This window comes from Streptomyces sp. NPDC028308 (assembly GCF_055565855.1).
The window spans coordinates 136517-162321 of the sequence record NZ_JBVHTO010000006.1 but is presented as its reverse complement, the minus strand read 5'-3'; the positions used below and the strand labels follow the sequence as shown (position 1 = coordinate 162321).

Sequence of the window (25805 nt, the reverse complement as noted above, 5' to 3'; positions counted from 1 at the left end):
TTCGCCGGCGTACCCGGGAGCCGCGCGAAGCCCTGCGCAACGCACCGGTAGCCTTGCGGCCCGTGACCGCAACCCTCATCTGGATCCTCGTCGGCCTCGTAGCCATCGGCCTGTACCTGAGCTGGACCGCGGGACGCCTGGACCGGCTGCACGCCCGGATCGACGCCGCGCGCGCCGCCCTGGACGCCCAGCTCCTGCGCCGCGCCTCGGTCGCCCAGGAGCTGGCCACCTCCGGAGTGCTGGACCCGGCCGCCTCGATCGTGCTCTACGAGGCGGCCCACGCCGCCCGGCAGGCCGAGGAGGACCAGCGGGAGGTCGCCGAGAGCGAGCTGAGCCAGGCGTTGCGGGCCGTGTTCGGGGAGACGGCGCAGGTCGAGGCCGTCCGGGCGGCGCCGGGTGGCGAGGAGGCCGCGAACGAACTCGCGCAGGCGGTGCGCAGGGTGCCGATGGCCCGCCGCTTCCACAACGACGCCGTGCGGGCGGCCCGCGCGCTGCGCCGGCACCGCAAGGTGCGCTGGTTCCGGCTCGCGGGACACGCCCCGTTCCCGCTCGCCTTCGAGATGGACGACGAGCCGCCGGTGGCGCTGGCGGACCGGCCCACGTCGTAGCCGCACCGCGGGCACGGCTCGTGGTCGGCGAGGTGGCCCCTTCTCCGGGTCCGCCGAAGCGGCCGGCCCCCACCCCGAACCGGTGACAGCGCTGTGGCCTGGGCTTTTCCGGGAGCTGAACGGAAAATGAGCCACCGGCTGGTCATTGGCCCTTGCTGTGGCCTGGTCCACAGGCGTTTCCTCGGTGCTGCAGCAGCCCTCTTTTCCACCGAGTGAGGTCAACCCGTGTCCAGCACGCTCTCCAACTCCGCCCAGTCCTCCGACAGTCCCGCGACCGGCACCGCGCGCGTCAAGCGCGGCATGGCCGAGCAGCTCAAGGGCGGCGTGATCATGGACGTCGTCAACGCCGAGCAGGCGAAGATCGCCGAGGACGCGGGAGCCGTCGCCGTCATGGCGCTGGAGCGGGTCCCGGCCGACATCCGCAAGGACGGCGGCGTGGCCCGCATGTCGGACCCGACCATGATCGAGGAGATCATCGACGCGGTCTCCATCCCGGTCATGGCCAAGTCCCGCATCGGCCACTTCGTCGAGGCCCAGGTCCTGCAGTCCCTCGGCGTCGACTACATCGACGAGTCCGAGGTCCTCACCCCGGCCGACGAGGTCAACCACTCCGACAAGTGGGCGTTCACGACCCCCTTCGTCTGCGGCGCCACCAACCTGGGCGAGGCCCTGCGCCGCATCGCCGAGGGCGCGGCCATGATCCGCTCCAAGGGCGAGGCCGGCACCGGCAACGTCGTCGAGGCCGTCCGCCACCTGCGCCAGATCAAGAACGAGATCGCCAAGCTGCGCGGCTTCGACAACAACGAGCTGTACGCCGCCGCCAAGGAGCTGCGCGCCCCGTACGAGATCGTCAAGGAGGTCGCCGAGCTCGGCAAGCTCCCCGTGGTGCTGTTCTCCGCCGGTGGCGTGGCCACCCCGGCCGACGCCGCGCTGATGCGCCAGCTCGGTGCCGAGGGCGTCTTCGTCGGCTCCGGCATCTTCAAGTCGGGCGACCCGGCCAAGCGCGCCGCCGCCATCGTGAAGGCGACCACCTTCTACGACGACCCGAAGATCATCGCGGACGCGTCCCGCAACCTGGGCGAGGCCATGGTCGGCATCAACTGCGACACCCTCCCCGAGACCGAGCGCTACGCCAACCGCGGCTGGTAACCACTCATGACCGAAGCACCTGTCATAGGCGTCCTGGCCCTCCAGGGCGACGTACGGGAGCACCTGATCGCCCTGGCCGCGGCGGACGCCGTGGCCAGGCAGGTGAGGCGCCCCGAGGAACTCGCCGAGGTCGACGGTCTCGTCATCCCCGGCGGCGAGTCCACCACCATCTCCAAGCTGGCCGTGCTCTTCGGCCTGATGGAGCCCCTCCGCGCGTGCGTGCGTGACGGCATGCCCGTCTACGGCACCTGCGCGGGCATGATCATGCTCGCCGACAAGATCCTGGACCCGCGCTCGGGCCAGGAGACCGTCGGCGGCATCGACATGATCGTGCGCCGCAACGCCTTCGGGCGGCAGAACGAGTCCTTCGAGGCCGCCGTCGCCGTGACGGGCGTCGAGGGCGCTCCCGTGGAGGGCGTCTTCATCCGCGCCCCCTGGGTCGAGTCCGTCGGCGCCGCGGCCGAGGTGCTCGCCGAGCACGAGGGCCACATCGTCGCCGTCCGCCAGGGCAACGCGCTCGCCACGTCGTTCCACCCCGAGCTGACCGGCGACCACCGCGTGCACGGACTGTTCGTCGACATGGTGCGCGCGAACCGGACACCCGAGTCCTTGTAGGATCTCTGGCGTTCGTAAAGAGTTGGGTTACGCGAAGGAGACAGGCAGATGTCCGGCCACTCTAAATGGGCTACGACGAAGCACAAGAAGGCCGTGATCGACGCCAAGCGCGGCAAGCTCTTCGCGAAGATGATCAAGAACATCGAGGTCGCGGCCCGCACGGGCGGCGCCGACCCGGCCGGTAACCCGACGCTCTTCGACGCCATCCAGAAGGCCAAGAAGAGCTCGGTCCCGAACAAGAACATCGACTCCGCGGTCAAGCGCGGCGCCGGTCTCGAAGCCGGTGGCGCCGACTACGAGACGATCATGTACGAGGGCTACGGCCCGAACGGTGTCGCGGTGCTCATCGAGTGCCTCACCGACAACCGCAACCGCGCCGCCTCCGACGTGCGTGTCGCCATGACGCGCAACGGCGGCAACATGGCCGACCCGGGTTCCGTGTCGTACCTGTTCAACCGCAAGGGCGTCGTCATCGTCCCCAAGGGCGAGCTGTCCGAGGACGACGTCCTGGGCGCGGTGCTCGACGCGGGCGCCGAGGAGGTCAACGACCTCGGTGAGTCCTTCGAGGTCCTCTCCGAGGCCACCGACCTGGTCGCGGTCCGCACCGCCCTCCAGGAGGCGGGCATCGACTACGACTCCGCCGAGGCCAACTTCGTCCCGACCATGCAGGTCGAACTGGACGAGGAGGGCGCCCGCAAGATCTTCAAGCTGATCGACGCGCTGGAGGACAGCGACGACGTGCAGAACGTCTTCGCCAACTTCGACGTGAGCGACGACGTGATGGCCAAGGTCGACGCCTGAGCGGCCGACCACAGCACGGGCCGGCGGGGACACACACCCCGTCGGCCCGCGGCTTTGTCGGCGGTACCCGATAACCTGCACGAACAGGCGGTCGACGGAGGGGTTCGGGGTGCGGGTACTGGGTGTTGACCCGGGTTTGACCCGGTGCGGTGTCGGGGTGGTCGAAGGTCTCGCCGGCCGCCCCCTGACCATGTGCGGTGTCGGAGTCGTACGGACCCCGGCCGACGCCGAGTTGGGCCTGCGCCTCGTCGCCGTGGAGCAGGGCATCGAGCGGTGGCTCGACGAGTACCGGCCCGAATTCGTCGCCGTGGAGCGGGTGTTCAGCCAGCACAACGTGCGCACGGTCATGGGCACCGCCCAGGCCAGCGCCGTCGCGATGCTCTGCGCCGCCCGCCGCGGCATCCCCGTCGCCCTGCACACCCCCAGCGAGGTCAAGGCCGCCGTCACCGGCAGCGGACGCGCGGACAAGGCACAGGTCGGAGCGATGGTCACGCGCCTGCTGCGGCTCGACGCCCCGCCCAAACCCGCCGACGCCGCGGACGCCCTCGCCCTCGCCATCTGCCACATCTGGCGCGCACCCGCTCAGAACAGACTCCAGCAGGCCGTCGCCCTGCACGCATCGAAAGGGCGTACCGCATGATCGCCTTCGTCAGCGGCCCGGTCGCCGCCCTCGCCCCCGACTCCGCGGTGCTGGAGGTGGGCGGCATCGGCATCGCCGTCCAGTGCGCGCCGAACACCCTCTCCGGGCTGCGCATGGGGCAGGACGCCAAGCTCGCCACCTCCCTCGTCGTCCGTGAGGACTCCCTGACCCTCTACGGGTTCGCCGACGACGACGAGCGGCAGGTCTTCGAGCTGCTCCAGACCGCGAGCGGCGTAGGACCGCGGCTGGCGCAGGCCATGCTCGCCGTGCACAGCCCCGACGCCCTGCGCAGGGCGGTCGCCACCGGTGACGAGAAGGCGCTCACCGCCGTCCCCGGCATCGGCAAGAAGGGCGCCCAGAAGCTCCTGCTGGAGCTCAAGGGCCGGCTCGGCGAGCCCCTCGGCGCCGGCGGCCCGGCGATCGGCAGGTCCGTCACCGCAGGCTGGCGCGACCAGCTGCACGCCGCGCTGATCGGCCTCGGCTACGCGACCCGCGAGGCCGACGAGGCGGTCTCCGCCGTCGAGCCCCAGGCCGAGGCCGCCGGCGGCAGCCCCCAGGTGGGCCAGCTGCTGAAGGCGGCCCTGCAGACCCTCAACCGGACCCGCTGACCGCCTTCCGGCGCCCCCCGCCCCTCCGCCCGAACCCCACCGCGACCGCGAGGCACAAGCAATGAACTGGGACGACACGACCGACGAGAGCGCCGACGAGCGGCTCGTCGGCGCGTCAGCCGACCGCGAGGACCAGGCCGTCGAGGCGGCCCTGCGTCCCAAGGACCTGGGCGAGTTCATCGGCCAGGAGAAGGTCCGCGAGCAGCTCGACCTCGTCCTGCGCGCCGCCCGCGCGCGCGGCGCCACCGCCGACCACGTGCTCCTGTCCGGCGCCCCGGGGCTCGGCAAGACCACGCTCTCCATGATCATCGCCGCCGAGATGGGCGCCCCGATCCGCATCACCAGCGGCCCGGCGATCCAGCACGCCGGCGACCTCGCGGCGATCCTGTCCTCCCTCCAGGAGGGCGAGGTCCTCTTCCTCGACGAGATCCACCGCATGTCGCGGCCCGCCGAGGAGATGCTCTACATGGCGATGGAGGACTTCCGGGTCGACGTCATCGTCGGCAAGGGCCCCGGAGCCACCGCGATCCCGCTCGAACTGCCGCCGTTCACCCTGGTCGGCGCCACCACACGTGCGGGCCTGCTGCCGCCCCCGCTGCGCGACCGGTTCGGCTTCACCGCGCACATGGAGTTCTACGAGCCCGCCGAGCTGGAGCGCGTCATCCACCGCTCCGCCCACCTCCTCGACGTCGAGATCGACACCGCGGGCGCCGCCGAGATCGCCGGCCGCTCCCGGGGCACGCCCCGCATCGCCAACCGGCTGCTGCGCCGCGTACGCGACTACGCGCAGGTCAAGGCCGACGGGATCGTCACCAGGGACATCGCGGCGGCGGCCCTCGCGGTGTACGAGGTCGACGCCCGCGGCCTGGACCGGCTCGACCGGGGCGTCCTGGAGGCGCTGCTGAAGCTCTTCGGGGGAGGTCCCGTCGGCCTGTCCACCCTCGCGGTCGCCGTGGGGGAGGAGCGCGAGACCGTCGAGGAGGTGGCCGAACCCTTCCTGGTGCGCGAGGGGCTGCTGGCCCGCACCCCCCGCGGCCGGGTCGCGACCCCGGCCGCCTGGGCGCATCTCGGACTCACCCCGCCCCGCCAGGCACCGGGGGGAACCGGACAACAGGACCTGTTCGGGGCGTGACGGCGCGGGACTCTCCCTGCCCAGGAACCCCGGTGTCATGCTGAGCGTTGTTCCATGAGTGCGGACTCGCTTAGACTCCGCCGATGCCGCCCTTGCAGGACGGCGCCGACCACCCCCATCCACCAGGCCGCCCCCCGCGCGGTCGTGCGAAGGAAACTCCGTCCCGTGAATACCTTGACCCTCCTCCCGTTCATCGTGCTCATCGGGGCCATGTTCCTGATGACCCGCTCGGCCAAGCGCAAGCAGCAGGCGGCCGCGCAGATGCGCAACGAGATGCAGCCCGGCACCGGCGTCCGCACGATCGGGGGCATGTACGCGACGGTGAAGGAGGTCAGTGAGGAGACGGTCCTCCTCGACGCCGCCCCCGGCGTCCACCTGATCTTCGCGAAGAACTCGATCGGTGCCGTCCTGTCCGACGACGAGTACAACCGCATCGTCCACGGCATCGACCCCGACCTGAAGGACGACGACGCGGCGGTCGTGCCGGACGACGCCTCCTCCCTCACCGGGACCGACGAGTCCGCCGACGCCGCCGACGACAAGATCGTCGACCTCGGCAAGAAGGACGCGGACGCGCAGGACACCACGGCCGGCGAGCCCACCGCGGCCGACGCGGCCGAGCCGAAGAAGACCGACGGCGAGTCCGACGCGAAGTAGGCACGACCCGGGAGCACGGCGCGATTCGCTCGCGCCCGGCGTTCCCCCGGGACGTGCGGTTCCGCACGGAATCCCGACACCATGTCATGGCCGCCCCGGCGCTCACCCGGCGTCGGGTGGCCCGAGAGGGAGTACGAGAAGGTGGCAGCACCGAAGAAGGGCCGGAGCGCGAGCGCCCAGAGCAGGCCGGGGCGCTCGCTGGCCCTCATCCTGATCGCCATCGTGGCGCTCACCGGGGGGATGTTCCTCTCCGGGCATTCCACCCCGCGTCTCGGCATCGACCTCGCCGGCGGCACGAGCATCACGCTCGAGGCGAAGAACGAGCCCGGCCAGCCCAACGCGATCAACAAGACCAACATGGACACCGCGGTCGACATCATGAACCGCCGCGTCAACGGTCTTGGTGTCTCCGAGGCGGAGGTGCAGACGCAGGGCGACAAGAACATCATCGTCAACATCCCCAAGGGCACGAACTCCAAGCAGGCCCGGGAGCAGGTCGGCACCACCGCCAAGCTGTACTTCCGGCCGGTGCTGGTGACCGAGGTCTCCGGCGGTGACGCGTCGGCCAGCCCCTCGCCGAGCGGCAGCTCCTCCAAGGCTCCCTCGGACAAGGCGACGGACAAGGCGACGGACAAGGCCTCCGAGAAGGCGACCCCGTCCGGCTCGGCGACTCCCTCGGCCTCCGCCACCTCGCAGGGCCGTGCGGTCACCGACGCCCTGAAGGCCACCGCCAGCCCGTCGGCGAGCGCTTCGGACAAGCCCAAGGCGACTGCCTCTCCCTCGGCGAGCGCCGACCCGGCGACGGCCAAGCTCCAGGCCCAGTACGCCGCACTCGACTGCACGAAGCCGGCGCAGCGCGCCAAGGCGGGCGCGGGCGCCAAGCCCTCCGACTCCACCATCGCCTGCGGCCAGAACTCGGGCGGGCAGTGGCAGAAGTACGTGCTCGGCCCGGCCGAGGTGTCCGGCACGGACGTCAAGAAGGCCGCGGCCGTCTACGACACCCAGAGCGGAGCCGGCTGGAAGGTCACCATGGACTTCACGTCCGGTGGCTCCAAGAAGTTCGCCGACATCACCGGCAAGCTCTCGCAGAACCAGCCCCCGCAGAACCAGTTCGCGATCGTCCTGGACAACGACGTCGTCTCCGACCCCTCCGTCAGCCAGGCGCTGACCGGCGGCAGCGCGGAGATCTCCGGCAGCTTCGACCAGACCGAGGCGCAGGACCTGGCGAACATGCTGAAGTACGGCGCGCTGCCGCTCACCTTCAAGGAGGCGAGCGTCACCACGGTGACCGCCGCCCTCGGTGGCGAGCAGCTGCACGCCGGTCTGATCGCCGGCGCGATCGGCCTGGCCCTGGTCGTCATCTACCTGGTGGTCTACTACCGCGGCCTGTCGCTCATCGCCGTCGCCTCGCTGCTGGTCTCGGCCGTCCTGACGTACGTGATCATGGCTCTGCTCGGTCCGGCCATCGGCTTCGCGCTGAACCTGCCGGCCGTCTGCGGTGCCATCGTCGCGATCGGAATCACCGCGGACTCGTTCATCGTGTTCTTCGAACGCATCCGGGACGAGATCCGCGAGGGCCGTACGCTGCGCCCGGCCGTCGAGCGTGCCTGGCCGCGCGCCCGGCGCACCATCCTGGTCTCCGACTTCGTGTCGTTCCTCGCCGCCGCGGTGCTCTTCATCGTCACCGTCGGCAAGGTCCAGGGCTTCGCGTTCACGCTCGGTCTGACCACCCTGCTCGACGTCGTCGTGGTCTTCCTGTTCACCAAGCCGCTGATGACGATCCTCGCCCGCAAGAAGTTCTTCGCAAGCGGTCACAGCTGGTCGGGCCTCGACCCGAAGCGACTGGGCGCCCAGCCTCCGCTGCGCCGCACCCGTCGCGCGTCCGCCCCCGTCGACACGAAGGAGGCGTGAGATGTCGAAACTCGGCACCCTCGGCGCCCGGCTCCACCGCGGCGAGATCGGCTACGACTTCGTCGGTAAGCGCAAGATCTGGTACGGCGTCTCGATCCTGATCACCATCACGGCCATCCTCGGCCTGACGGTGCGCGGCCTGAACATGGGCATCGAGTTCCAGGGCGGCGCCGTCTTCACCACCGAGCGGACCAGCGTCTCGGTGTCCCAGGCCGAGACCTACGCGGAAGAGGCCTCCGGCCACGACGCGATCGTCCAGAAGCTCGGCAACGGCGGACTGCGCATCCAGATCGCCGGGATCGACACCGGCAAGTCCGACCAGATCAAGGACGAGCTGGCCAAGGACCTGAAGGTCGACTCCGAGTCGATCAACGCCGACCTGGTCGGTCCCAGCTGGGGTGACCAGATCGCCAACAAGGCCTGGCAGGGTCTGGCGATCTTCATGGTCCTGGTGGTGATCTACCTGGCGATCGCCTTCGAGTGGCGCATGGCCCTCGCGGCCCTCGTCGCCCTGATCCACGACATCACCATCACGGTCGGCATCTACGCCCTGGTCGGCTTCGAGGTCACCCCGGGCACCGTGATCGGTCTGCTCACGATCCTCGGTTACTCGCTCTACGACACGGTCGTGGTGTTCGACAGTCTCAAGGAACAGACCAAGGACCTCACCAAGCAGACCCGCTGGACCTACAGCGAGGTCGCGGACCGCTCGATCAACAGCACCCTGGTCCGCTCGATCAACACGACGGTGGTCGCGCTGCTGCCCGTCGCGGGCCTGCTGTTCATCGGTGGCGGTGTCCTCGGGGCCGGCATGCTCAACGACATCTCGCTGTCGCTGTTCGTGGGTCTCGCGGCCGGTGCGTACTCGTCGATCTTCATCGCCACGCCGCTCGTCGCCGACCTCAAGGAGCGCGAGCCGCAGATGAAGGCCCTCAAGAAGCGGGTCCTCGCCAAGCGGGCGCAGGCCGCCGCGCGGGGCGAGTCGCTGGACGCGCCGGTCGTCGCCGACGGCCTGGACGACGAGGACGACGAGCCGCAGGACGCCGCCCCCGCGGTCGTCGGCCCGCGCAACCAGCCCGCGTCCCGCAACCGCGGCCGCGGCCGGCCGTCGGGCAAGCGCCGATGACCGGCATCGAGGAGCTGCTGCTCAGCCGCATCCGCGACGTCGCGGACCACCCGGAGCCGGGTGTGGTGTTCAAGGACATCACGCCCCTGCTCGCGGACCCGGCGGCGTTCACCGCGCTGACCGACGCCCTGGCCGAGATCACGGTGCGCCACGGCGCCACGAAGATCGTCGGCCTGGAGGCCCGGGGCTTCATCCTGGGCGCTCCGGCGGCCGTCCGCGCCGGCGTCGGCTTCATCCCCGTACGCAAGGCCGGCAAGCTCCCCGGAGCGACGCTGAGCCAGACGTACGACCTGGAGTACGGCTCCGCCGAGATCGAGGTGCACGCCGAGGACCTGACCGCGGGCGACCGCGTGATGATCGTCGACGACGTCCTGGCCACCGGCGGCACCGCCGAGGCCTCGCTCCAGCTCATCCGCAGGGCGGGCGCCGAGGTCGCGGGCGTCGCGGTCCTGATGGAGCTCGGCTTCCTGGGCGGCCGGGCCCGTCTGGAGCCGGCCCTGCAGGGCGCACCGCTGGAGGCGCTGCTCCAGGTCTGAGCCGCTTCTCACGGGCGCTTCCGGCGCCCGCGCGGCAGCCTTGGACACCCGTTCGACGCCATGGAGGCGGGCCCGGAGGAATCCGGTGCCCGCCTTCGGTGTTTCCGCTGTAAGAGGCCGTCCCACCGGCCGAAGGCGAGTTCGAAGCCCGGGATCGCTACCATGGGTTCTCCGGAGCCTGACCGGGGGACCCGGAAAGCGCACGAGGAGTCCTCTTGCCAGACGAGGCCCAGCCACTCGCCCCCAGTGCTGACCGCCAGGGGGGAACCCCAGCCGCCCAGCCCGTACCGACCTCGGGCCCCGCGGACAAGCCCGCGAAGAGCGTCACGCACGGGCCGATCGAGCACGCCCAGGCGGCGCCCGAGGAGAGGGCGGCCGAGCAGCCGCGTCCCAAGCCGGCTCCGTCCGAGGGCGAGCGCTCCCCGCACACCCCGGTGGTCCGTCCGGCGGCCGGCCAGCCCGCCCGCACCGGCGGCGGCTCCTCCAACCGCGTACGCGCCCGGCTCGCCCGCCTCGGCGTCCAGCGCTCCAACCCGTACAACCCGGTCCTGGAGCCCCTGCTGCGGATAGTGCGCGGCAACGACCCGAAGATCGAGACGTCCACGCTCCGCCAGATCGAGCGCGCCTACCAGGTCGCCGAGCGCTGGCACCGCGGCCAGAAGCGCAAGAGCGGCGACCCGTACATCACGCACCCGCTCGCGGTGACCACGATCCTCGCCGAACTGGGCATGGACCCGGCCACCCTGATGGCCGGCCTGCTGCACGACACGGTCGAGGACACCGAGTACGGGCTCGACACGCTCCGCAAGGACTTCGGCGACCAGGTCGCCCTGCTGGTCGACGGCGTCACCAAGCTCGACAAGGTCAAGTTCGGCGAGGCGGCGCAGGCCGAGACCGTGCGCAAGATGGTCGTCGCCATGGCCAAGGACCCCCGCGTCCTGGTCATCAAGCTCGCCGACCGCCTGCACAACATGCGCACCATGCGCTACCTCAAGCGCGAGAAGCAGGAGAAGAAGGCGCGCGAGACGCTGGAGATCTACGCGCCGCTGGCCCACCGGCTGGGCATGAACACCATCAAGTGGGAACTTGAGGACCTCGCCTTCGCGATCCTCTACCCGAAGATGTACGACGAGATCGTCCGCCTGGTCGCCGAGCGCGCCCCCAAGCGCGACGAGTACCTCGCCATAGTGACCGACGAGGTCCAGTCCGACCTGCGCGCGGCCCGCATCAAGGCGACCGTCACCGGCCGCCCGAAGCACTACTACAGCGTCTACCAGAAGATGATCGTCCGCGGCCGTGACTTCGCGGAGATCTACGACCTGGTGGGCATCCGCGTCCTCGTGGACACCGTCCGCGACTGCTACGCGGCCCTCGGCACGGTGCACGCGCGCTGGAACCCGGTCCCCGGCCGGTTCAAGGACTACATCGCGATGCCCAAGTTCAACATGTACCAGTCGCTGCACACGACGGTCATCGGGCCCAACGGCAAGCCGGTCGAGCTGCAGATCCGCACGTTCGACATGCACCGCCGCGCCGAGTACGGCATCGCGGCGCACTGGAAGTACAAGCAGGAGGCCGTCGCCGGCACCTCCAAGGTCCGCTCGGACCAGCCGAGGACCACCGGCAAGGACGACCACCTGAACGACATGGCGTGGCTGCGCCAGCTCCTGGACTGGCAGAAGGAGACCGAGGACCCGGGCGAGTTCCTGGAGTCCCTGCGCTTCGACCTCTCGCGCAACGAGGTCTTCGTGTTCACGCCGAAGGGCGACGTGATAGCGCTCCCGGCGGGCGCCACCCCGGTCGACTTCTCCTACGCCGTGCACACCGAGGTCGGGCACCGGACCATAGGGGCCCGGGTCAACGGGCGTCTCGTCCCGCTCGAATCGACCCTGGACAACGGCGACCTGGTCGAGGTCTTCACATCCAAGGCCGCCGGCGCGGGTCCCTCCCGGGACTGGCTCGGCTTCGTCAAGTCGCCGCGGGCCCGCAACAAGATCAGGGCCTGGTTCTCCAAGGAGCGCCGCGACGAGGCGATCGAGCAGGGCAAGGACGCCATCGCGCGGGCCATGCGCAAGCAGAACCTGCCGATCCAGCGCATCCTTACCGGCGACTCCCTGGTCACGCTGGCGCACGAGATGCGCTACCCCGACATCTCGTCGCTGTACGCGGCGATCGGCGAGGGGCACGTCGCGGCGCAGAGCGTCGTGCAGAAGCTGGTGCAGGCGCTCGGCGGCGAGGAGGCGGCCACCGAGGAGATCGACGAGAGCGTCCCGCCCGCCCGCGGCCGCAGCCGCAAGCGGCGCTCGAACGCCGACCCCGGCGTCGTCGTCAAGGGCGTCGACGACGTGTGGGTCAAGCTCGCCCGCTGCTGTACGCCCGTGCCCGGCGACCCGATCATCGGCTTCGTCACCCGCGGCAGCGGTGTCTCGGTGCACCGCAGCGACTGCGTCAACGTGGACTCGCTGTCCCGGGAACCGGAGCGGATCCTGGAGGTCGAGTGGGCGCCCACCCAGTCCTCGGTCTTCCTGGTCGCCATACAGGTCGAGGCCCTGGACCGCTCCCGGCTCCTGTCGGACGTCACGCGCGTCCTGTCGGACCAGCACGTCAACATCCTGTCCGCGGCCGTGCAGACCTCCCGCGACCGGGTCGCCACCTCGCGCTTCACCTTCGAGATGGGCGACCCCAAGCACCTCGGCCACGTCCTGAAGGCCGTACGCGGCGTGGAGGGCGTGTACGACGTGTACCGGGTGACGTCGGCGCGCAGGCCCTGACCGCACGACGGGGGACGAGATGGAGAACGTCGGCTTAGTGGCCGGCCGCTACCGCCCGGTGGGACTGCTCGGGCGGGGCGGCATGGGTGTGGTGTACGAGGCGGTCGACGAGGTGCTCGGCCGCCGCGTCGCGGTGAAGATGCTGACCGCCGTCGAGGGACTGGCCGCCGACAACGAGGCGCTGGAGCGCTTCATGCGCGAGGCCCGCGCCCTGGCCAGGATCGACCATCCCTCGGTCGTCACGCTGTACGACACGGGGGTGCACGACGGCACCCCGTACCTGGTCATGCAGGTGCTCGACGGCGTGAGCCTCGCCGACCTCGTGGCGACCGCGGGACCCCTGCCGCCGGCCGCGGTCGCCTCCGTCGCCCTCGGCGTCACGGACGCCCTCGCCGCCGCGCACGAGGCGGGGGTGCTGCACCGCGACGTCAAGCCCTCGAACGTCGGGATCGACCGGGCAGGGCGGGTCGTCCTCCAGGACTTCGGGCTCGCCCGTCTCGCCGGGGAGGCGGTGATCACCCGGACCGGTGTGCTGATGGGCACCCCCCAGTTCATCGCGCCCGAGGCGATCCGCGGGGTGCTGCCGGAACCCGCCGCCGACCTGTACGGGCTGGGTGCGTGCATGTACCTGATGATCACGGGCGAGCTGCCGTTCGGCGAGACCGTGGACGTCGGGGCGATCGTGGAGAAGGCCCTCGGCGACGGCATCCCGCCGCTGGCCGGCCGGAAACCGGCGTACCCGGACGGGCTGACCCGGCTCGTCGACCGGCTCTGCCGGCAGGACCCGGCCGACCGGCCGCAGCGGGTCGAGGAGGTCGGGCACGAACTGCGCGGCCTCGCGGACGGAGGCACCGCGCTGCTGGCCGGGCTGCTGGCCGGGCACATCCGCGAGGAGGCGCTGGAGGGCCTCGCCGGACCGGTCGCCGCCCAGGGCGGGCCACCGCCCGAGGGCTCACCCGGCCCCGGTCACGAGGGAGAGGTGTTCCGGCCGCAGGTCGAGGCGCCCGAGTACGACTGGGACCGGGCCGGCCCGTCGTGGGGCGCCGGCGCGGCGGGTCCTGCGGACGACGACGGTGAGATCCGGCCGCGGGAGTCGTTCCGCATGGCCGGCAGGCTGGCGCCGCCCACGCTGAGCGACGCCACCCGCCGGCTCGTGCTCAGCAGCATGACCCCGCAGAACGCGCTGTCCCGGCAGCGCGAGGCGGTCAACCTGGTGCTGCGCGGTGAACTCCGCGAGGCCGCACAGATGTTGTCGGTGATCGTGCCGGTGTGCCTGTCGTCCCTGGGCCCGGACCACCTCACCACCCTGACCAGCCAGTACTGGCAGGCCGTGTGCCTGGCCAGGCTGGACGCCGGAGACCAGGCACTGGACCTGTTCTCGCGCGTGAACAGACGTGTCGGCCGAGGAACGGACGGGATCGATGACTGACTTCGTCGCGGGGATCGCAGCGGTCCCGGCGGCCGCGGGAGCCGAACCGCCGCCGGGCGCCGGGGGAGCACCCGGCGCCGAGGACGAACTCCGGTCCCTGCTGCGCTGGTTGCACGCGGACGAGACGCTCGACGTACGGGCCCGGGTCACCGGCGGTCCGACTCCCGCGCACCATATGGGAACCGGCTTCGACGTGCTCCAACTCGCCCTCGGCAGCGGGCTGTCCACCGCCTCCCTGGTCGTCTCCGTCCTGCAGTGGCAGACCTCGCGGCGCCGGGCGCCGTCCGTCACCCTGCGCCGCGGCGAGGTCGAGGTGCTGCTCACCGCGGAGGCGGCGCGCGACGAGGAGACGCTGCGCAGGATCGTCGCGGTCCTCGACCGGGAGGAAGCCGAGAGTGACCTCGACGCTTCCTGACCCGGCCCGCTCCCGCGCCGTCCTCATCGGGACCGCCTCCTACCGGCATCTGCCGCAACTGCCCGCCGTCGAGGCCAACGTGGTCGACCTCGCCGCGGAGCTGTGCGACGCCACGGTCTGGGGACTCCCGGTCCAGCACTGCACGGTCGTCACCGATCCGCAGAGCCCCCTCGCCATGCTCGACCCGGTGCACCAGGCCGGCGACGAGGCCACCGACACCCTGATCGTGTACTACGCCGGGCACGGCATGCGCGACTCCGAGTCCGCGGACCTGTACCTCGCGCTCGGCGACTCCCGCGACCACCTCGGCTACACCGCCGTCGCCTACCAGCACCTGCGGTCCGCCCTGCGCGCCTCCCGCGCCCGCCGCAAGGTCGTCGTCCTCGACTGCTGCTTCAGCGGCCGCGCCGCCCGCACCCTCGTCGGCGGCGACGTGCTCGCCGCCCAGGCCGCCGTCGACGGCGCCTTCGTGCTCACCGCCTCGCCCCGCGACCGGCTGGCCCTCGCGCCCGACGGCGAGCGCTACACCGCGTTCACCGGCGAACTCCTCACCGTCCTGCGCGGCGGCGTCCAGGACGGCCCCGAACTCATCGACCTGGACACCCTCTACCGCGTCCTGGAGGAACGCCTGCGCGCCAAGAACCGCCCCCTGCCGCAGCGTTCGCAGGAGAACGGCGTGGGACGGCTCCCCTTCGCCCGCAACAAGGCCCGCGCCGGCCGGCGCACTCCCGCGGGACCGGTCCTCGCCGCCGACGTACGCGCAGCGATGGTGGCCACCGGCCTCGCCGTGGCCCGGGCGCTGCGGGCCGCCGGCAACTCCCGCGACGCCCTGCCCGTGCTGCGGCTCGCCCTCCAGGAACAGACCACGCACGGACAGGGCGACCTGCTCGCCGTGCAGCTGGAACTCTCCGAACTGCTCGCCGAGTCCGGACAGGTCGCGGAGGCCGTCGAGGTACTGGAACTCGCCTTCCAGCAGGTGCACAAGCTGTACGGGCCCGAGGCGATCCTGGTGTGCCGGCGGCTCGCCGATCTCCTCCAGGAGTCCGGGAACCACATCCAGGCCTGTGAGGTCCTCAAGCACGCGCTGCACATCGCCGAGCAGGGCGGACCGCGCACCGCCTCCTGAACGCGGCGCGGCCCGGCGGTGGGGGAACCACCGCCGGGCCGCGCCGGAGGAAAGCCGCCCGCGGGCGACGGGCGGGTGTCAGCCGCCGAACTCCTGCAGACCCTTCAGGGCCTGGTCCAGCAGCGCCTGACGGCCGTCGAGCTCCTTCTGGAGCTTGTCGGCCTTGGCGTTGTTGCCCGCCGAGCGGGCCGTCTCGATCTGGCCGCGGAGCTTGTCCACGGCGGCCTGGAGCTGACCGGTCAGACCCTCCGCACGCGCGCGTGCCTCGGGGTTGGTCCGGCGCCACTCGGCCTCCTCGGACTCCTGCAGAGCCCGCTCCACCGCGTGCATCCGGCCCTCGACCTTCGGCTGGGCGTCGCGCGGCACGTGGCCGATGGCCTCCCAGCGCTCGTTGATCGAGCGGAAGGCGGCCCGGGCGGCCTTGAGATCCTGCACCGGGACGAGCTTCTCGGCCTCCTCGGCCAGCTCCTCCTTGAGCTTCAGGTTCTCCGACTGCTCCGCGTCCCGCTCGGCGAAGACCGAGCTGCGCGCCGCGAAGAAGACGTCCTGGGCGCCGCGGAAGCGGTTCCACAGATCGTCCTCGTGCTCACGCTGGGCGCGGCCCGCGGCCTTCCAGTCCGCCATCAGCTCGCGGTAGCGGGCCGCCGTCGGACCCCAGTCCGTCGAACCGGACAGCGCCTCGGCCTCGGCGACCAGCTTCTCCTTGGTCTTGCGGGCCTCCTCGCGCTGCGCGTCCAGCGACGCGAAGTGCGCCTTGCGCCGCTTGGAGAACGCCGAGCGCGCGTGCGAGAAGCGGTGCCACAGCTCGTCGTCCGACTTGCGGTCGAGCCGCGGCAGCCCCTTCCAGGTGTCCACCAGCGAGCGCAGCCGCTCACCGGCCGCCCGCCACTGGTCGCTCTGCGCCAGCTCCTCCGCCTCGGTGACCAGGGCCTCCTTGGCGTGCCGCGCCTCGTCGGACTGCTTGGCCCGCTGCTCCTTGCGCTCCTGCCGGCGCGCGTCCACCGTCTCGACGAGCTTGTCCAGCCGCTTGCGCAGCGCGTCCAGATCACCGACCGCGTGATGGGCGTCGACCTGCTCGCGGATGTGCGCGATCGCGGCCTGGGCGTCCTTCGCGGACAGGTCGGTGGTCTTCACTCGCTTCTCGAGGAGGCCGATCTCCACAACCAGGCCCTCGTACTTGCGCTCGAAGTAGGCCAGCGCCTCGTCAGGGGAGCCGGCCTGCCAGGAACCGACGACCTGCTCGCCGTCGGCCGTACGCACGTACACGGTCCCCGTCTCGTCGACGCGGCCCCACGGGTCGCTGCTCACAGCGCCTCCTCCACATGATGCCTGCGGGAGGCTTCAGCGCCCCCGGGCATCGTCCACAGTTTCGTCACGGCCAACATAGGCGACCGGCGGGGCGGCTGTCCGCATCCCGCGCGACCGAAATTTCGCAGCTGGCGGTCAGGATTTCGACACGGTCAGCTTGTTGATCACGACGGTCGCGTTGGGTGCGCCGTCGCCCTGTCCGGTGCTCTCACCGGCGGCGGCGATCTTCTTCAGAACCGTCATGCCGGACTTGGAGATCGTTCCGAACGGCGTGTAGGTGGGCGGCAGCTTGCTGTCCTGGTACACGAGGAAGAACTGGCTGCCGCCGGTGTGCTTCTGGCCGGTGTTGGCCATCGCGACGGTGCCCGCCGGGTAGACCCCGCTCTTGAGGCTCTTGTCCTTCAGGTTCTCGTCCGGGATCGTGTAGCCCGGACCGCCGCCGCCGGTGCCCTGCGGGTCACCGCACTGCAGGACGTAGATGCCGTTCGTGACCAGGCGGTGGCACTTGGTGTGGTCGAAGAACCCCTTGCCGGCGAGGAAGCCGAACGAGTTCACCGTGTGCGGCGCCGCCGCCGTCTTCAGGTCGACGTCTATGTCACCGCACGTCGTCGCCAGCTTCATCGTGTAGGCGGCCGACTTGTCGATGGTGACCGCCGGCTCCTTCTTCCAGCTCAGCTTCGCCACCTTGCCCGCCGCGGGCTTCTCGCACGGGTCCGGCGCCTTGCTCGGCGTCGAGGGGCTCGGCGTCACCTCCGCGCCCGCGTTGGTCTTCTTGCCATCGTCCTTGAAGACCCCGGTCGCGTACGACACGACACTGCCCACGACGACCACGCCGAGGACCGACGCGATCACCGCGTTGCGTGCGTGCGTCTTGCGCCGCGCGGCCGTACGCCGCTGCTGCTGCCGCAAGAACTTCTCCCGGGCGAGCTGACGCCGCCGCTGCTCCTGGCTGACCACCGGGTTTTCTCCTCGTGCGTCTCGTTCGTCAAGTGGGACGCGTGCGTCTTGTGAGCCGACCGCCTGCGTGTGCCCCGTACCGTATATGGGTTCGCTGAGGAAACGGCAGCGCCGGTAGGCTCTGATCCGCAGCCACCCGCCCCGTACGACGCCGTATGACCTCGTACGACACAAACGAAGGACGATCGTGCTCATTGCCGGGTTCCCCGCAGGGGCCTGGGGGACCAACTGTTATCTGGTCGCCCCCGCCGCGGGTGAGGAGTGCGTGATCATCGACCCGGGCCACCAGGCCGCCCAGGGAGTCGAGGACGCACTCGCCAAGCATCGGCTCAAGCCCGTCGCGGTCATCCTCACCCACGGCCACATCGACCATGTCGCCTCGGTCGTGCCGGTGTGCGGAGCGCACGACGTACCGGCCTGGATCCACCCCCGGGACCGCTACATGATGAGCGACCCCGAGAAGGGCATCGGCCGTTCCATCGGGATGCCGCTGATGGGCGAGATCACCGTGGGCGAGCCGGACGACGTCAGGGAACTCACCGACGGCGCCGAGCTGAAGCTCGCCGGCCTCGACTTCTCCGTCGCGCACGCGCCCGGCCATACGAAGGGGTCGGTGACCTTCCGGATGCCCGAGAGCGCGGACGTGCCGTCCGTGTTCTTCTCCGGGGATCTGCTGTTCGCCGGCTCCATCGGACGCACCGACCTGCCCGGCGGCGACATGGACGACATGCTCGCCTCGCTGGGCCGTGTGTGCCTGCCGCTCGACGACTCGACCGTGGTGCTGTCCGGCCACGGCCCCCAGACGACCATCGGCCAGGAGCGCGCCACCAACCCGTATCTGCGGCAGGTGGCCGCCGGCGGCCAGGGAGCATCCGAGGCTCCCCGACGAGGAATGTGACGAGACCTTCCGTGAGCACCTTCAAGGCCCCCAAGGGCACGTACGACCTGATCCCGCCGGACAGCGCCCGGTACCTCGCCGTGCGCGAGGCGATCTCCGCCCCCCTGCGCACCTCCGGCTACGGGTACATCGAGACGCCCGGCTTCGAGAGCGTCGAGCTGTTCGCGCGCGGCGTCGGTGAGTCCACCGACATCGTGACCAAGGAGATGTACGCCTTCGAGACCAAGGGCGGCGACCGGCTGGCCCTGCGCCCCGAGGGCACCGCCTCCGTGCTGCGCGCCGCGCTGGAGGCCAACCTGCACAAGGCGGGCAACCTCCCCGTCAAGCTCTGGTACTCGGGCTCGTACTACCGCTACGAGCGCCCCCAGAAGGGCCGTTACCGCCACTTCTCGCAGGTCGGCGCCGAGGCGATCGGAGCCGAGGACCCGGCGCTCGACGCCGAACTGATCATCCTGGCCGACCAGGCGTACCGCTCGCTGGGCCTGCGCGAGTTCCGCATCCTGCTGAACTCCCTGGGCGACAAGGAGTGCCGCCCCGTCTACCGGGCCGCGCTCCAGGACTTCCTGCGCGGGCTCGACCTCGACGAGGAGACGCTGCGCCGCGCCGACATCAACCCGCTGCGCGTGCTCGACGACAAGCGCGACGACGTCCAGAAGCAGCTGGTGGGCGCGCCGTTGCTGCGCGACTACCTGTGCGACGCCTGCAAGGCGTACCACGAGGAGGTGCGCGAGCTGATCACGGCCGCGGGCGTCTCCTTCGAGGACGACCCGAAGCTGGTGCGCGGCCTCGACTACTACACGCGCACGACCTTCGAGTTCGTCCACGACGGACTCGGCTCGCAGTCCGCGGTCGGCGGCGGCGGGCGCTACGACGGGCTGTCCGAGATGATCGGCGGGCCCGCGCTGCCATCCGTCGGCTGGGCGCTCGGCGTCGACCGCACCGTCCTCGCCCTGGAGGCGGAGGGTGTCTCGCTCGAACTCCCCTCGGCCACCAGCGTGTTCGCGGTCCCGCTCGGCGACGAGGCCCGCCGGTTCCTCTTCGCCAAGGTCAACGAGCTGCGCAAGGTCGGCATCGCCGCCGACTTCAGTTACGGCGGCAAGGGCCTCAAGGGCGCGATGAAGAACGCCAACCGCAGCGGCGCGCGCTACACGATCGTCGCCGGCGAGCGGGACCTCGCCGAGGGTGTCGTCCAGCTCAAGGACATGGAGTCCGGCGAGCAGACGGCCGTCGGGGTCAACGAGATCGTGGCGGAACTGGAGTCCCGCCTGGGCTGACGGCGGCCGGCCGGATCCTCGTCGCACCGGCGGGGATCCGGCCGCTTCCGGCCCATGGGCGCAGGCGCGGGACCTCAGCCCAGCAGCCCCCAGCGCATCGCGCTCGTCACCGCTGCCGTCCGGTCGTCGACTCCCAACTTGCCGAAGGCCCGCAGCAGATGGGTCTTCACGGTCGACTCGCCGATGAACAGGCGCCGGCCGATCTCGGCGTTCGTGCACCCCTCGGCCACCAGGGCGAGCACCGCGGTCTCCCGCTCGGACAGCCGCGGCCGCTCCGGTCTGGACCGCAGCCGGTCGACCAGCCGGGCGGCCACCGACGGAGCCAGCACGGTCTCGCCCCGCGCTGCGGCCCGCACCGCCTCCGCCAGCTCACCGCGCGGCAGGTCCTTCAGCAGGTAGCCCGCCGCACCCGCCTCCACCGCCCGCAGGATGTCGCCGTCCGTCTCGTAGGTGGTGAGCACGATCACCCGGCACGGCAGCCCCGCCCCGGTCATCCGCGCGATCGACTCGACGCCCCCGCCACCCGGCATCCGCAGGTCCATCAGGACGATGTCGGGCCGGAGTTCGGCGGCCAGCGCCTCCGCCCGCGGCCCGCTGGACGCGTCCCCGACCACGTCGAGATCGGGCTCGGCTCCGAGCATCGCGCGCAGCCCCTCGCGTACGACGGGATGGTCGTCCGCCAGCACGATCCGGATCACGGCGCACTCCTCGCGGGCGGTGCCGGAAGCCGGACGGTCACCAGGGTCCCCTCGCCGGGGGCGCTGCTCACCCGGGCCGTGCCGCCCGCCTCCGCCGCCCGTGCGCGCAGTCCCGCCAGACCGTAGCCGCCCGCCGGCGCCTCCGGGTCGAAACCGCAGCCGTCGTCCCGTACCGAGACGGTGAGCGCCGTGCCGGCGTACGCGAGGGAGAGGCCGACGGAAGCCGAAATCCCGCCGTGCCTACGGGCGTTGGTGAGCGCTTCCTGGCAGGAGCGCAGCGCGACCACCTCGGTGCCGGCGGGCAGCGGGCGCACCTCACCCGTCACGTCGAGGGCGGCGCCGTGGCGTACGGCGAGCCGGCGCAGCGCGTCGGGCAGCGAGGCGCCGTCGAGGTCCGCGGGCCCGGACCCGGCGACCAGGGCGCGCGCCTCGGCGAGGTTCTCCCGCGCCGTCCGCGCCATGAGCGCCAGATGCCGGCGCGCCTCGGCTGGATCGCCGTCGAGTTCCGCCTCGACGGCCTGGACCAGCATCAGCAGGCTGGTGAAGCCCTGCGCGAGGGTGTCGTGGATCTCCCTGGAGAACCGCTCCCGCTCGGCCAGCGCGCCATGGGCGGCCGAGAGCCGGGCGATCTCGTGGCGGCCCGCGTCCAGTTCCGCGATCAGCGCGGCGCGTTCCTGGCTCTGTTCGACGACCCGGGCGGTCCAGCCGCCGACGGCCGCTGAGAAGACCAGGGTGACCACAGCGAAGACCGAGTTGTAGAAGGCGTCCGCGCCGCTCGGCCGCCAGAGCAGGAGCCAGCCGGCCACCGGCGCGAGGTTGAGGACGGTCACGGCCGGCAGCGCCCGGCGCGGACTCAGCGCCATGAAGCACTGGGGGACGAGCGCGAACGTCATCAGGCGGGTCTCGCCGACGAGGATCCCCGACGGCAGGAACAGCGCCGTGGCCCCGGCGAGGTACCGCAGGGCCCGGCGTTCGTCGGGCGGGTCACCGCCGAGCACCGGCCGCCCCACGGCCACGTACCAGGGGACCAGCAGGGCGAGCAGGGCGGCCGAGGCGATCCGGTAGGGCGGCCCGGGCCGCGCCGTGCCCAGCACGAAGACCAGGGTGGCCAGCCACACGACCGCGAAGTACGAGTCCCAGAGCCGAAACGAGCGTTCCCAGGTGTACGAACCGCGCGCGCCGCCCGGGCCCGTCATCCCTCGCGCCGGTTCTTCCACCGGAAGGTCAGCAGACACAGCAGCAATCCTCCGGCGCACCATGCCCCGAGCACCAGGGCCACGCGGCCGAACTCCCAGTCGCCCGCCTGCTCCAGGACGCGCGCCGAGTCGGGCAGGAAGACCCCGCGCAGGCCCTGGCACATCCACTTCAGCGGGAACAGGGCGGCGACGGCCGGCATCCAGTCCGGCACGCTGCCGACCGGGACGTACACCCCGGAGACGAACTGGAGCACCAGGAACGGCAGGACGATCACCGAGGTGGCGCTCCTGCCGGACGCCGGGAGCGAGCCGACCGCGATGCCGAGCAGGGCGCACGCCGTCAGGCCGAGGACGAAGATCCAGACGAGGCGGAACCAGCCGTCCGCGCCGGAGGGGGCGGCGGCGCCGAACAGGGTGACCCCGGCGAGGAGCAGGACCGCCGTCTCCAGGACACCGCTGACGAGAACCAGCCAGATCTTCCCCAGGAAGTACGCGGCGGGTGGCATCGGCGTCGCGCGCAGCCGGCGCAGCACCTTCTCGTCCCGCTCGACCGCGACGGAGATGCCGAGGGACTGGAAGCCGACGGACATGATGCCCGCGGCCGTCATGGCGGGGACGTACAGCTGGGCCGCCGTGACCCCGGCGCCCCGCACGTCGTCGTCGAAGACCGAGGCGAAGAGGAACAGCAGGACGACCGGGAAGGCGAGCGTGAAGACCACCTGGTCGCGGCGGCGGAAGAACTGCCGCAGTTCCAGCGCGCCGCGGGCGAGCCCGAGGCCCCAGGCACCGGGGAGCCGCCGCGCGGAACGCTTCGCGGTGCGGACCGCCGCCGTCGTGGTCATCGGGTGCCCTCCTGTCCGGTCAGCCGCAGATAGAGGTCCTCCAGGGTGGGGCGGCTCACGCGCAGCCCCGGGACCTCCCCGCCGAAGCGGGCGGCGAGTCGCGCCACCGTCCGCGCCGGTGTCCCGGTGCGCTCGCGGCGCGGGGTGCCGTCTGCCTCCGTCCACTCGACGTCCGCCGCGGTGCCGTGACGTTCCCGCAGGACGGAGGGAGCGCCCTCGGCGACCACGCGTCCCCGTACGACGACCGCGATCCGGTCCGCGAGCGTCTCCGCCTCGTGGAGCTGGTGCGTGGTCATGAGGACCGTCGTGCCCCCGGCGGCCAGCTCCCGGATCATCTCCCCGAAGCGGCGGCGGGCGGCCGGGTGGAAGCCGGTCGTCGGCTCGTCCAGGAGCAGGAGTTCCGGATCGCCCGTCACCCCCAGCGCCACTTCGAGGCGGCGCCGCTCGCCGCCGGACAGCGCCTTGACCCGGGTGTCCGCCTCCTCCTGGAGCCCCACCAGGGCGATGACCTCCTCCGGGTCCCGCGGCTTCGGGTAGTAGCGGGCGAAATGCCGCACCGTCTCGCGCACCGTCAACTCCGCGGGCGCCGATTCGTCCTGCCGGACGACACCGATCCGTGAACGCCACGCGCGTGTGCTCCTCGCCGGATCCGCGCCCAGGACCGCGACGTGCCCCGCGTCCCGGACCCGCTCGCCCTGGAGGATCTCCACCGTCGTGCTCTTCCCGGCGCCGTTCGGCCCGAGCAGGCCGAACACCTCCCCGCGCCGGACGCCCAGGTCGACGCCGTCCACCGCCGTCACGTCCCCGTACCGCTTGCGCAGTCCCCGTACGTCCACCACGAGCCCGTCCGCGTGTGTCGTCATGCCGACCAGCGTCGGCGCGAACCGAACGTTCCGGGACGTCCGTCCGTACCTCCTTATGTCCATCGAACGGTGGACACGCGGGCGCGTGCGGCACAATGACCGTGCCCGCGAAGCCCCCACCCAGCAACGGATCGGCGTGATGAGCAAGACGACAGTCAAGGACGACGTCTCCCTCGACGACGAGCGCGTCGACGCCCCCCGGACGGTGGGCGGCAGCGCGGCCCTCGCCCTGCTGCTGGTGATCACCGGTGCGGCCGGTCTGCTCGCCGCCTGGGTCATCACGATCGACAAGTTCAAGCTGCTGGAGGACCCGGGCTTCGTACCGGGCTGCAGCCTCAACCCGGTCGTCTCCTGCGGCAACATCATGAAGAGCGACCAGGCCTCGGTCTTCGGGTTCCCCAACCCGATGCTGGGACTGGTCGCCTACGGCGTCGTCGTCTGCGTCGGCGTCAGCCTGCTCGCCAGGGCCACCTTCCCGCGCTGGTACTGGCTGACCTTCAACGCCGGCACCCTCTTCGGCGTCGGCTTCTGCACCTGGCTCCAGTTCCAGTCCCTGTACCGGATCAACTCGCTGTGCCTGTGGTGCTGCCTGGCGTGGGTCGCCACCATCCTCATGTTCTGGTACGTGACGTCGTCCAACGTCCGCAACGGCTTCCTGCCCGCCCCGCGCTGGGTCAGGAGCTTCTTCGGCGAGTTCACCTGGGTGCTGCCCGTCCTGCACATCGGCATCATCGGCATGCTGATCCTGACCCGCTGGTGGGACTTCTGGACCAGCTGACCCCGCCGGAGCCCCGGTCCACCGGGCCCGGGGGCGTTGTCAGTGGTGTGACATAGGGTTTCGTACGTGGAGCCCGACCTGTTCACCGCCGCAGCCGAAGAACGCCAGGAGAAGGACCCGTCCAGCAGCCCCCTGGCGGTCCGGATGCGCCCGCGCACCCTCGACGAGGTCGTGGGCCAGCAGCATCTCCTCAAGCCGGGCTCGCCCCTGCGCAGACTGGTCGGCGAGAGCGGCGGCGGCCCCGCCGGACCGTCCTCCGTGATCCTCTGGGGCCCGCCGGGCACCGGCAAGACCACCCTCGCCTACGTCGTCTCCAAGGCCACGAACAAGCGCTTCGTCGAGCTGTCCGCGATCACCGCGGGCGTCAAGGAGGTGCGCGCGGTCATCGAGGGCGCCCGCCGTGCCACCGGTGGCTTCGGCAAGGAGACCGTCCTCTTCCTCGACGAGATCCACCGCTTCAGCAAGGCGCAGCAGGACTCCCTCCTCCCGGCCGTCGAGAACCGCTGGGTGACCCTGATCGCCGCGACCACGGAGAACCCGTACTTCTCGGTGATCTCCCCCCTCCTGTCCCGCTCCCTCCTGCTGACCCTGGAACCGCTCACCGACGACGACCTGCGCGCACTGCTGCGCCGGGCCCTCACCGACGAGCGCGGCCTCAAGGAGGCCGTCACCCTCCCCGGGGACACCGAGGAGCACCTGCTGCGGATCGCCGGCGGCGACGCCCGACGGGCCCTGACGGCGCTGGAGGCCGCCGCCGGGTCCGCGCTCGACAAGGGCGAGCCGGAGATCACCCTCCAGACCCTGGAGGAGACGGTCGACCGCGCCGCCGTCACCTACGACCGCGACGGCGACCAGCACTACGACGTCGCCAGCGCCCTGATCAAGTCCATCCGCGGCTCGGACGTGGACGCCGCCCTGCACTACCTGGCGCGCATGATCGAGGCAGGTGAGGACCCCCGCTTCATCGCCCGCCGCCTGATGATCTCCGCCAGCGAGGACATCGGTCTCGCGGACCCGAACGCGCTGCCGATCGCGGTCGCCGCCGCCCAGGCCGTCGCCATGATCGGCTTCCCGGAGGCCGCGCTCACCCTCAGCCACGCCACCATCGCCCTCGCCCTGGCCCCCAAGTCGAACGCCGCGACCACCGCGATCGGCGCCGCCATGGAGGACGTCCGCAAGGGCCACGCGGGCCCCGTGCCGATGCACCTGCGCGACGGGCACTACAAGGGCGCCGCCAAGCTCGGCCACGCGCAGGGGTACGTGTACCCGCACGACCTCCCCGAGGGCATCGCCGCCCAGCAGTACGCACCGGAGGAGCTCAAGGACCGGGAGTACTACACACCCTCCCGCCACGGCGCCGAGGCACGTTACGCGGACGCGGTGGAATGGACCCGCAAGCGCCTCGGTCGAGGGCGGCCCTGACCACCCTGTAGACTCCCTGAAGCGCTGCGTCCCGTGCCCGGCTCC

25 protein-coding genes are annotated in these 25805 nt (G+C 71.5%); 19 read left to right on the top strand and 6 right to left on the bottom strand.

The features are described from left to right. Positions 1 to 62 precede the first annotated feature (62 nt). From ACZ4VA_RS15170 to ACZ4VA_RS15100, 15 genes are all read left to right on the top strand, one after another. The gene (locus ACZ4VA_RS15170) at positions 63 to 608 is read left to right on the top strand and encodes a LemA family protein (protein ID WP_356166586.1); all 546 of its coding nucleotides are present in this window, start codon (positions 63 to 65) and stop codon (positions 606 to 608) included. 225 nt (positions 609 to 833) lie between these two features. Then, positions 834 to 1757 (top strand): pyridoxal 5'-phosphate synthase lyase subunit PdxS, encoded by a 924-nt coding sequence (gene pdxS / locus ACZ4VA_RS15165; protein WP_356166583.1) that lies wholly within the window; start codon positions 834 to 836, stop codon positions 1755 to 1757. A 6-nt stretch (positions 1758 to 1763) separates the two neighbouring features. Continuing rightward, on the top strand, positions 1764 to 2372 hold the full coding sequence (gene pdxT / locus ACZ4VA_RS15160; RefSeq protein ID WP_468081616.1) for a pyridoxal 5'-phosphate synthase glutaminase subunit PdxT: 609 nt from the start codon (positions 1764 to 1766) through the stop codon (positions 2370 to 2372). Between the two features lie 48 nt (positions 2373 to 2420). Then, entirely contained in the window at positions 2421 to 3173 is a 753-nt protein-coding gene (locus tag ACZ4VA_RS15155; protein ID WP_355789878.1) for a YebC/PmpR family DNA-binding transcriptional regulator, read from the top strand. Positions 3174 to 3282: 109 nt separating this feature from the next. Beyond that, the gene (gene ruvC, locus ACZ4VA_RS15150) at positions 3283 to 3813 is read left to right on the top strand and encodes a crossover junction endodeoxyribonuclease RuvC (RefSeq protein ID WP_453364668.1); all 531 of its coding nucleotides are present in this window, start codon (positions 3283 to 3285) and stop codon (positions 3811 to 3813) included. After that, on the top strand, positions 3810 to 4421 hold the full coding sequence (ruvA, locus tag ACZ4VA_RS15145; protein ID WP_355789872.1) for a Holliday junction branch migration protein RuvA: 612 nt from the start codon (positions 3810 to 3812) through the stop codon (positions 4419 to 4421). Before ruvC ends, ruvA begins: the two co-directional genes overlap by 4 nt. 61 nt (positions 4422 to 4482) lie before the next feature. Then, positions 4483 to 5553 carry a Holliday junction branch migration DNA helicase RuvB gene (gene ruvB / locus ACZ4VA_RS15140; RefSeq protein ID WP_356166577.1) on the top strand — a complete coding sequence of 357 codons (1071 nt, stop codon included), beginning with the start codon at positions 4483 to 4485 and terminating at the stop codon, positions 5551 to 5553. A 165-nt stretch (positions 5554 to 5718) separates the two neighbouring features. Further along, positions 5719 to 6210 carry a preprotein translocase subunit YajC gene (yajC, locus tag ACZ4VA_RS15135; RefSeq protein WP_389391093.1) on the top strand — a complete coding sequence of 164 codons (492 nt, stop codon included), beginning with the start codon at positions 5719 to 5721 and terminating at the stop codon, positions 6208 to 6210. Between the two features lie 141 nt (positions 6211 to 6351). Further along, complete coding sequence (secD, locus tag ACZ4VA_RS15130; protein WP_468081611.1) at positions 6352 to 8121, top strand: protein translocase subunit SecD; 1770 nt, start codon at positions 6352 to 6354, stop codon at positions 8119 to 8121. A 1-nt stretch (position 8122) separates the two neighbouring features. Continuing rightward, a complete protein-coding gene (gene secF / locus ACZ4VA_RS15125; protein WP_356166569.1) occupies positions 8123 to 9247 on the top strand; it encodes a protein translocase subunit SecF in 1125 nt (374 codons plus the stop codon). Then, entirely contained in the window at positions 9244 to 9783 is a 540-nt protein-coding gene (locus tag ACZ4VA_RS15120; RefSeq protein WP_468081609.1) for an adenine phosphoribosyltransferase, read from the top strand. Before secF ends, ACZ4VA_RS15120 begins: the two co-directional genes overlap by 4 nt. A gap of 215 nt (positions 9784 to 9998) precedes the next feature. Next, entirely contained in the window at positions 9999 to 12554 is a 2556-nt protein-coding gene (locus tag ACZ4VA_RS15115; protein ID WP_468081607.1) for a RelA/SpoT family protein, read from the top strand. A gap of 19 nt (positions 12555 to 12573) precedes the next feature. Further along, positions 12574 to 13983: a serine/threonine-protein kinase gene (locus ACZ4VA_RS15110; protein WP_355785036.1), complete on the top strand. Its 1410-nt coding sequence runs from the start codon at positions 12574 to 12576 to the stop codon at positions 13981 to 13983. Continuing rightward, positions 13976 to 14398, top strand: a complete 423-nt coding sequence (locus ACZ4VA_RS15105; RefSeq protein ID WP_355785033.1) for an effector-associated constant component EACC1 — start codon at positions 13976 to 13978, stop codon at positions 14396 to 14398. Before ACZ4VA_RS15110 ends, ACZ4VA_RS15105 begins: the two co-directional genes overlap by 8 nt. Continuing rightward, a complete protein-coding gene (locus ACZ4VA_RS15100; protein ID WP_388906915.1) occupies positions 14379 to 15524 on the top strand; it encodes a caspase family protein in 1146 nt (381 codons plus the stop codon). The genes ACZ4VA_RS15105 and ACZ4VA_RS15100 overlap by 20 nt, the downstream gene beginning before the upstream one ends. 78 nt (positions 15525 to 15602) lie before the next feature. Here ACZ4VA_RS15100 and ACZ4VA_RS15095 read toward each other — a convergent pair whose 3' ends face one another. Together ACZ4VA_RS15095 and ACZ4VA_RS15090 are read right to left on the bottom strand one after the other, a co-directional pair. Beyond that, positions 15603 to 16832 carry a DUF349 domain-containing protein gene (locus tag ACZ4VA_RS15095; protein WP_468081603.1) on the bottom strand — a complete coding sequence of 410 codons (1230 nt, stop codon included), beginning with the start codon at positions 16830 to 16832 and terminating at the stop codon, positions 15603 to 15605. A 135-nt stretch (positions 16833 to 16967) separates the two neighbouring features. Then, positions 16968 to 17789: a peptidylprolyl isomerase gene (locus ACZ4VA_RS15090; protein ID WP_355788897.1), complete on the bottom strand. Its 822-nt coding sequence runs from the start codon at positions 17787 to 17789 to the stop codon at positions 16968 to 16970. Positions 17790 to 17976: 187 nt separating this feature from the next. Here ACZ4VA_RS15090 and ACZ4VA_RS15085 point away from each other — a divergent pair, with 187 nt between their 5' ends. Together ACZ4VA_RS15085 and hisS are read left to right on the top strand one after the other, a co-directional pair. Continuing rightward, the gene (locus tag ACZ4VA_RS15085; RefSeq protein WP_355788895.1) at positions 17977 to 18687 is read left to right on the top strand and encodes an MBL fold metallo-hydrolase; all 711 of its coding nucleotides are present in this window, start codon (positions 17977 to 17979) and stop codon (positions 18685 to 18687) included. An 11-nt stretch (positions 18688 to 18698) separates the two neighbouring features. Beyond that, complete coding sequence (gene hisS / locus ACZ4VA_RS15080) at positions 18699 to 19961, top strand: histidine--tRNA ligase (protein WP_355788892.1); 1263 nt, start codon at positions 18699 to 18701, stop codon at positions 19959 to 19961. A 74-nt stretch (positions 19962 to 20035) separates the two neighbouring features. Here hisS and ACZ4VA_RS15075 read toward each other — a convergent pair whose 3' ends face one another. From ACZ4VA_RS15075 to ACZ4VA_RS15060, 4 genes are read right to left on the bottom strand one after another with little or no spacing between them, the layout of a single operon-like run. Next, positions 20036 to 20659: a response regulator transcription factor gene (locus tag ACZ4VA_RS15075; protein ID WP_356242157.1), complete on the bottom strand. Its 624-nt coding sequence runs from the start codon at positions 20657 to 20659 to the stop codon at positions 20036 to 20038. Next, positions 20656 to 21855 (bottom strand): sensor histidine kinase, encoded by a 1200-nt coding sequence (locus ACZ4VA_RS15070; RefSeq protein ID WP_356242160.1) that lies wholly within the window; start codon positions 21853 to 21855, stop codon positions 20656 to 20658. Before ACZ4VA_RS15070 ends, ACZ4VA_RS15075 begins: the two co-directional genes overlap by 4 nt. After that, a complete protein-coding gene (locus ACZ4VA_RS15065; protein WP_356166551.1) occupies positions 21852 to 22697 on the bottom strand; it encodes an ABC transporter permease in 846 nt (281 codons plus the stop codon). Before ACZ4VA_RS15065 ends, ACZ4VA_RS15070 begins: the two co-directional genes overlap by 4 nt. Then, entirely contained in the window at positions 22694 to 23560 is an 867-nt protein-coding gene (locus ACZ4VA_RS15060; protein ID WP_468081599.1) for an ABC transporter ATP-binding protein, read from the bottom strand. Before ACZ4VA_RS15060 ends, ACZ4VA_RS15065 begins: the two co-directional genes overlap by 4 nt. A 139-nt stretch (positions 23561 to 23699) precedes the next feature. Here ACZ4VA_RS15060 and ACZ4VA_RS15055 point away from each other — a divergent pair, with 139 nt between their 5' ends. Both ACZ4VA_RS15055 and ACZ4VA_RS15050 read left to right on the top strand, forming a co-directional pair. Beyond that, positions 23700 to 24338: a vitamin K epoxide reductase family protein gene (locus ACZ4VA_RS15055; RefSeq protein WP_356166548.1), complete on the top strand. Its 639-nt coding sequence runs from the start codon at positions 23700 to 23702 to the stop codon at positions 24336 to 24338. Positions 24339 to 24404: 66 nt separating this feature from the next. Further along, on the top strand, positions 24405 to 25760 hold the full coding sequence (locus ACZ4VA_RS15050) for a replication-associated recombination protein A (RefSeq protein ID WP_356166545.1): 1356 nt from the start codon (positions 24405 to 24407) through the stop codon (positions 25758 to 25760). Positions 25761 to 25805 lie beyond the last annotated feature (45 nt).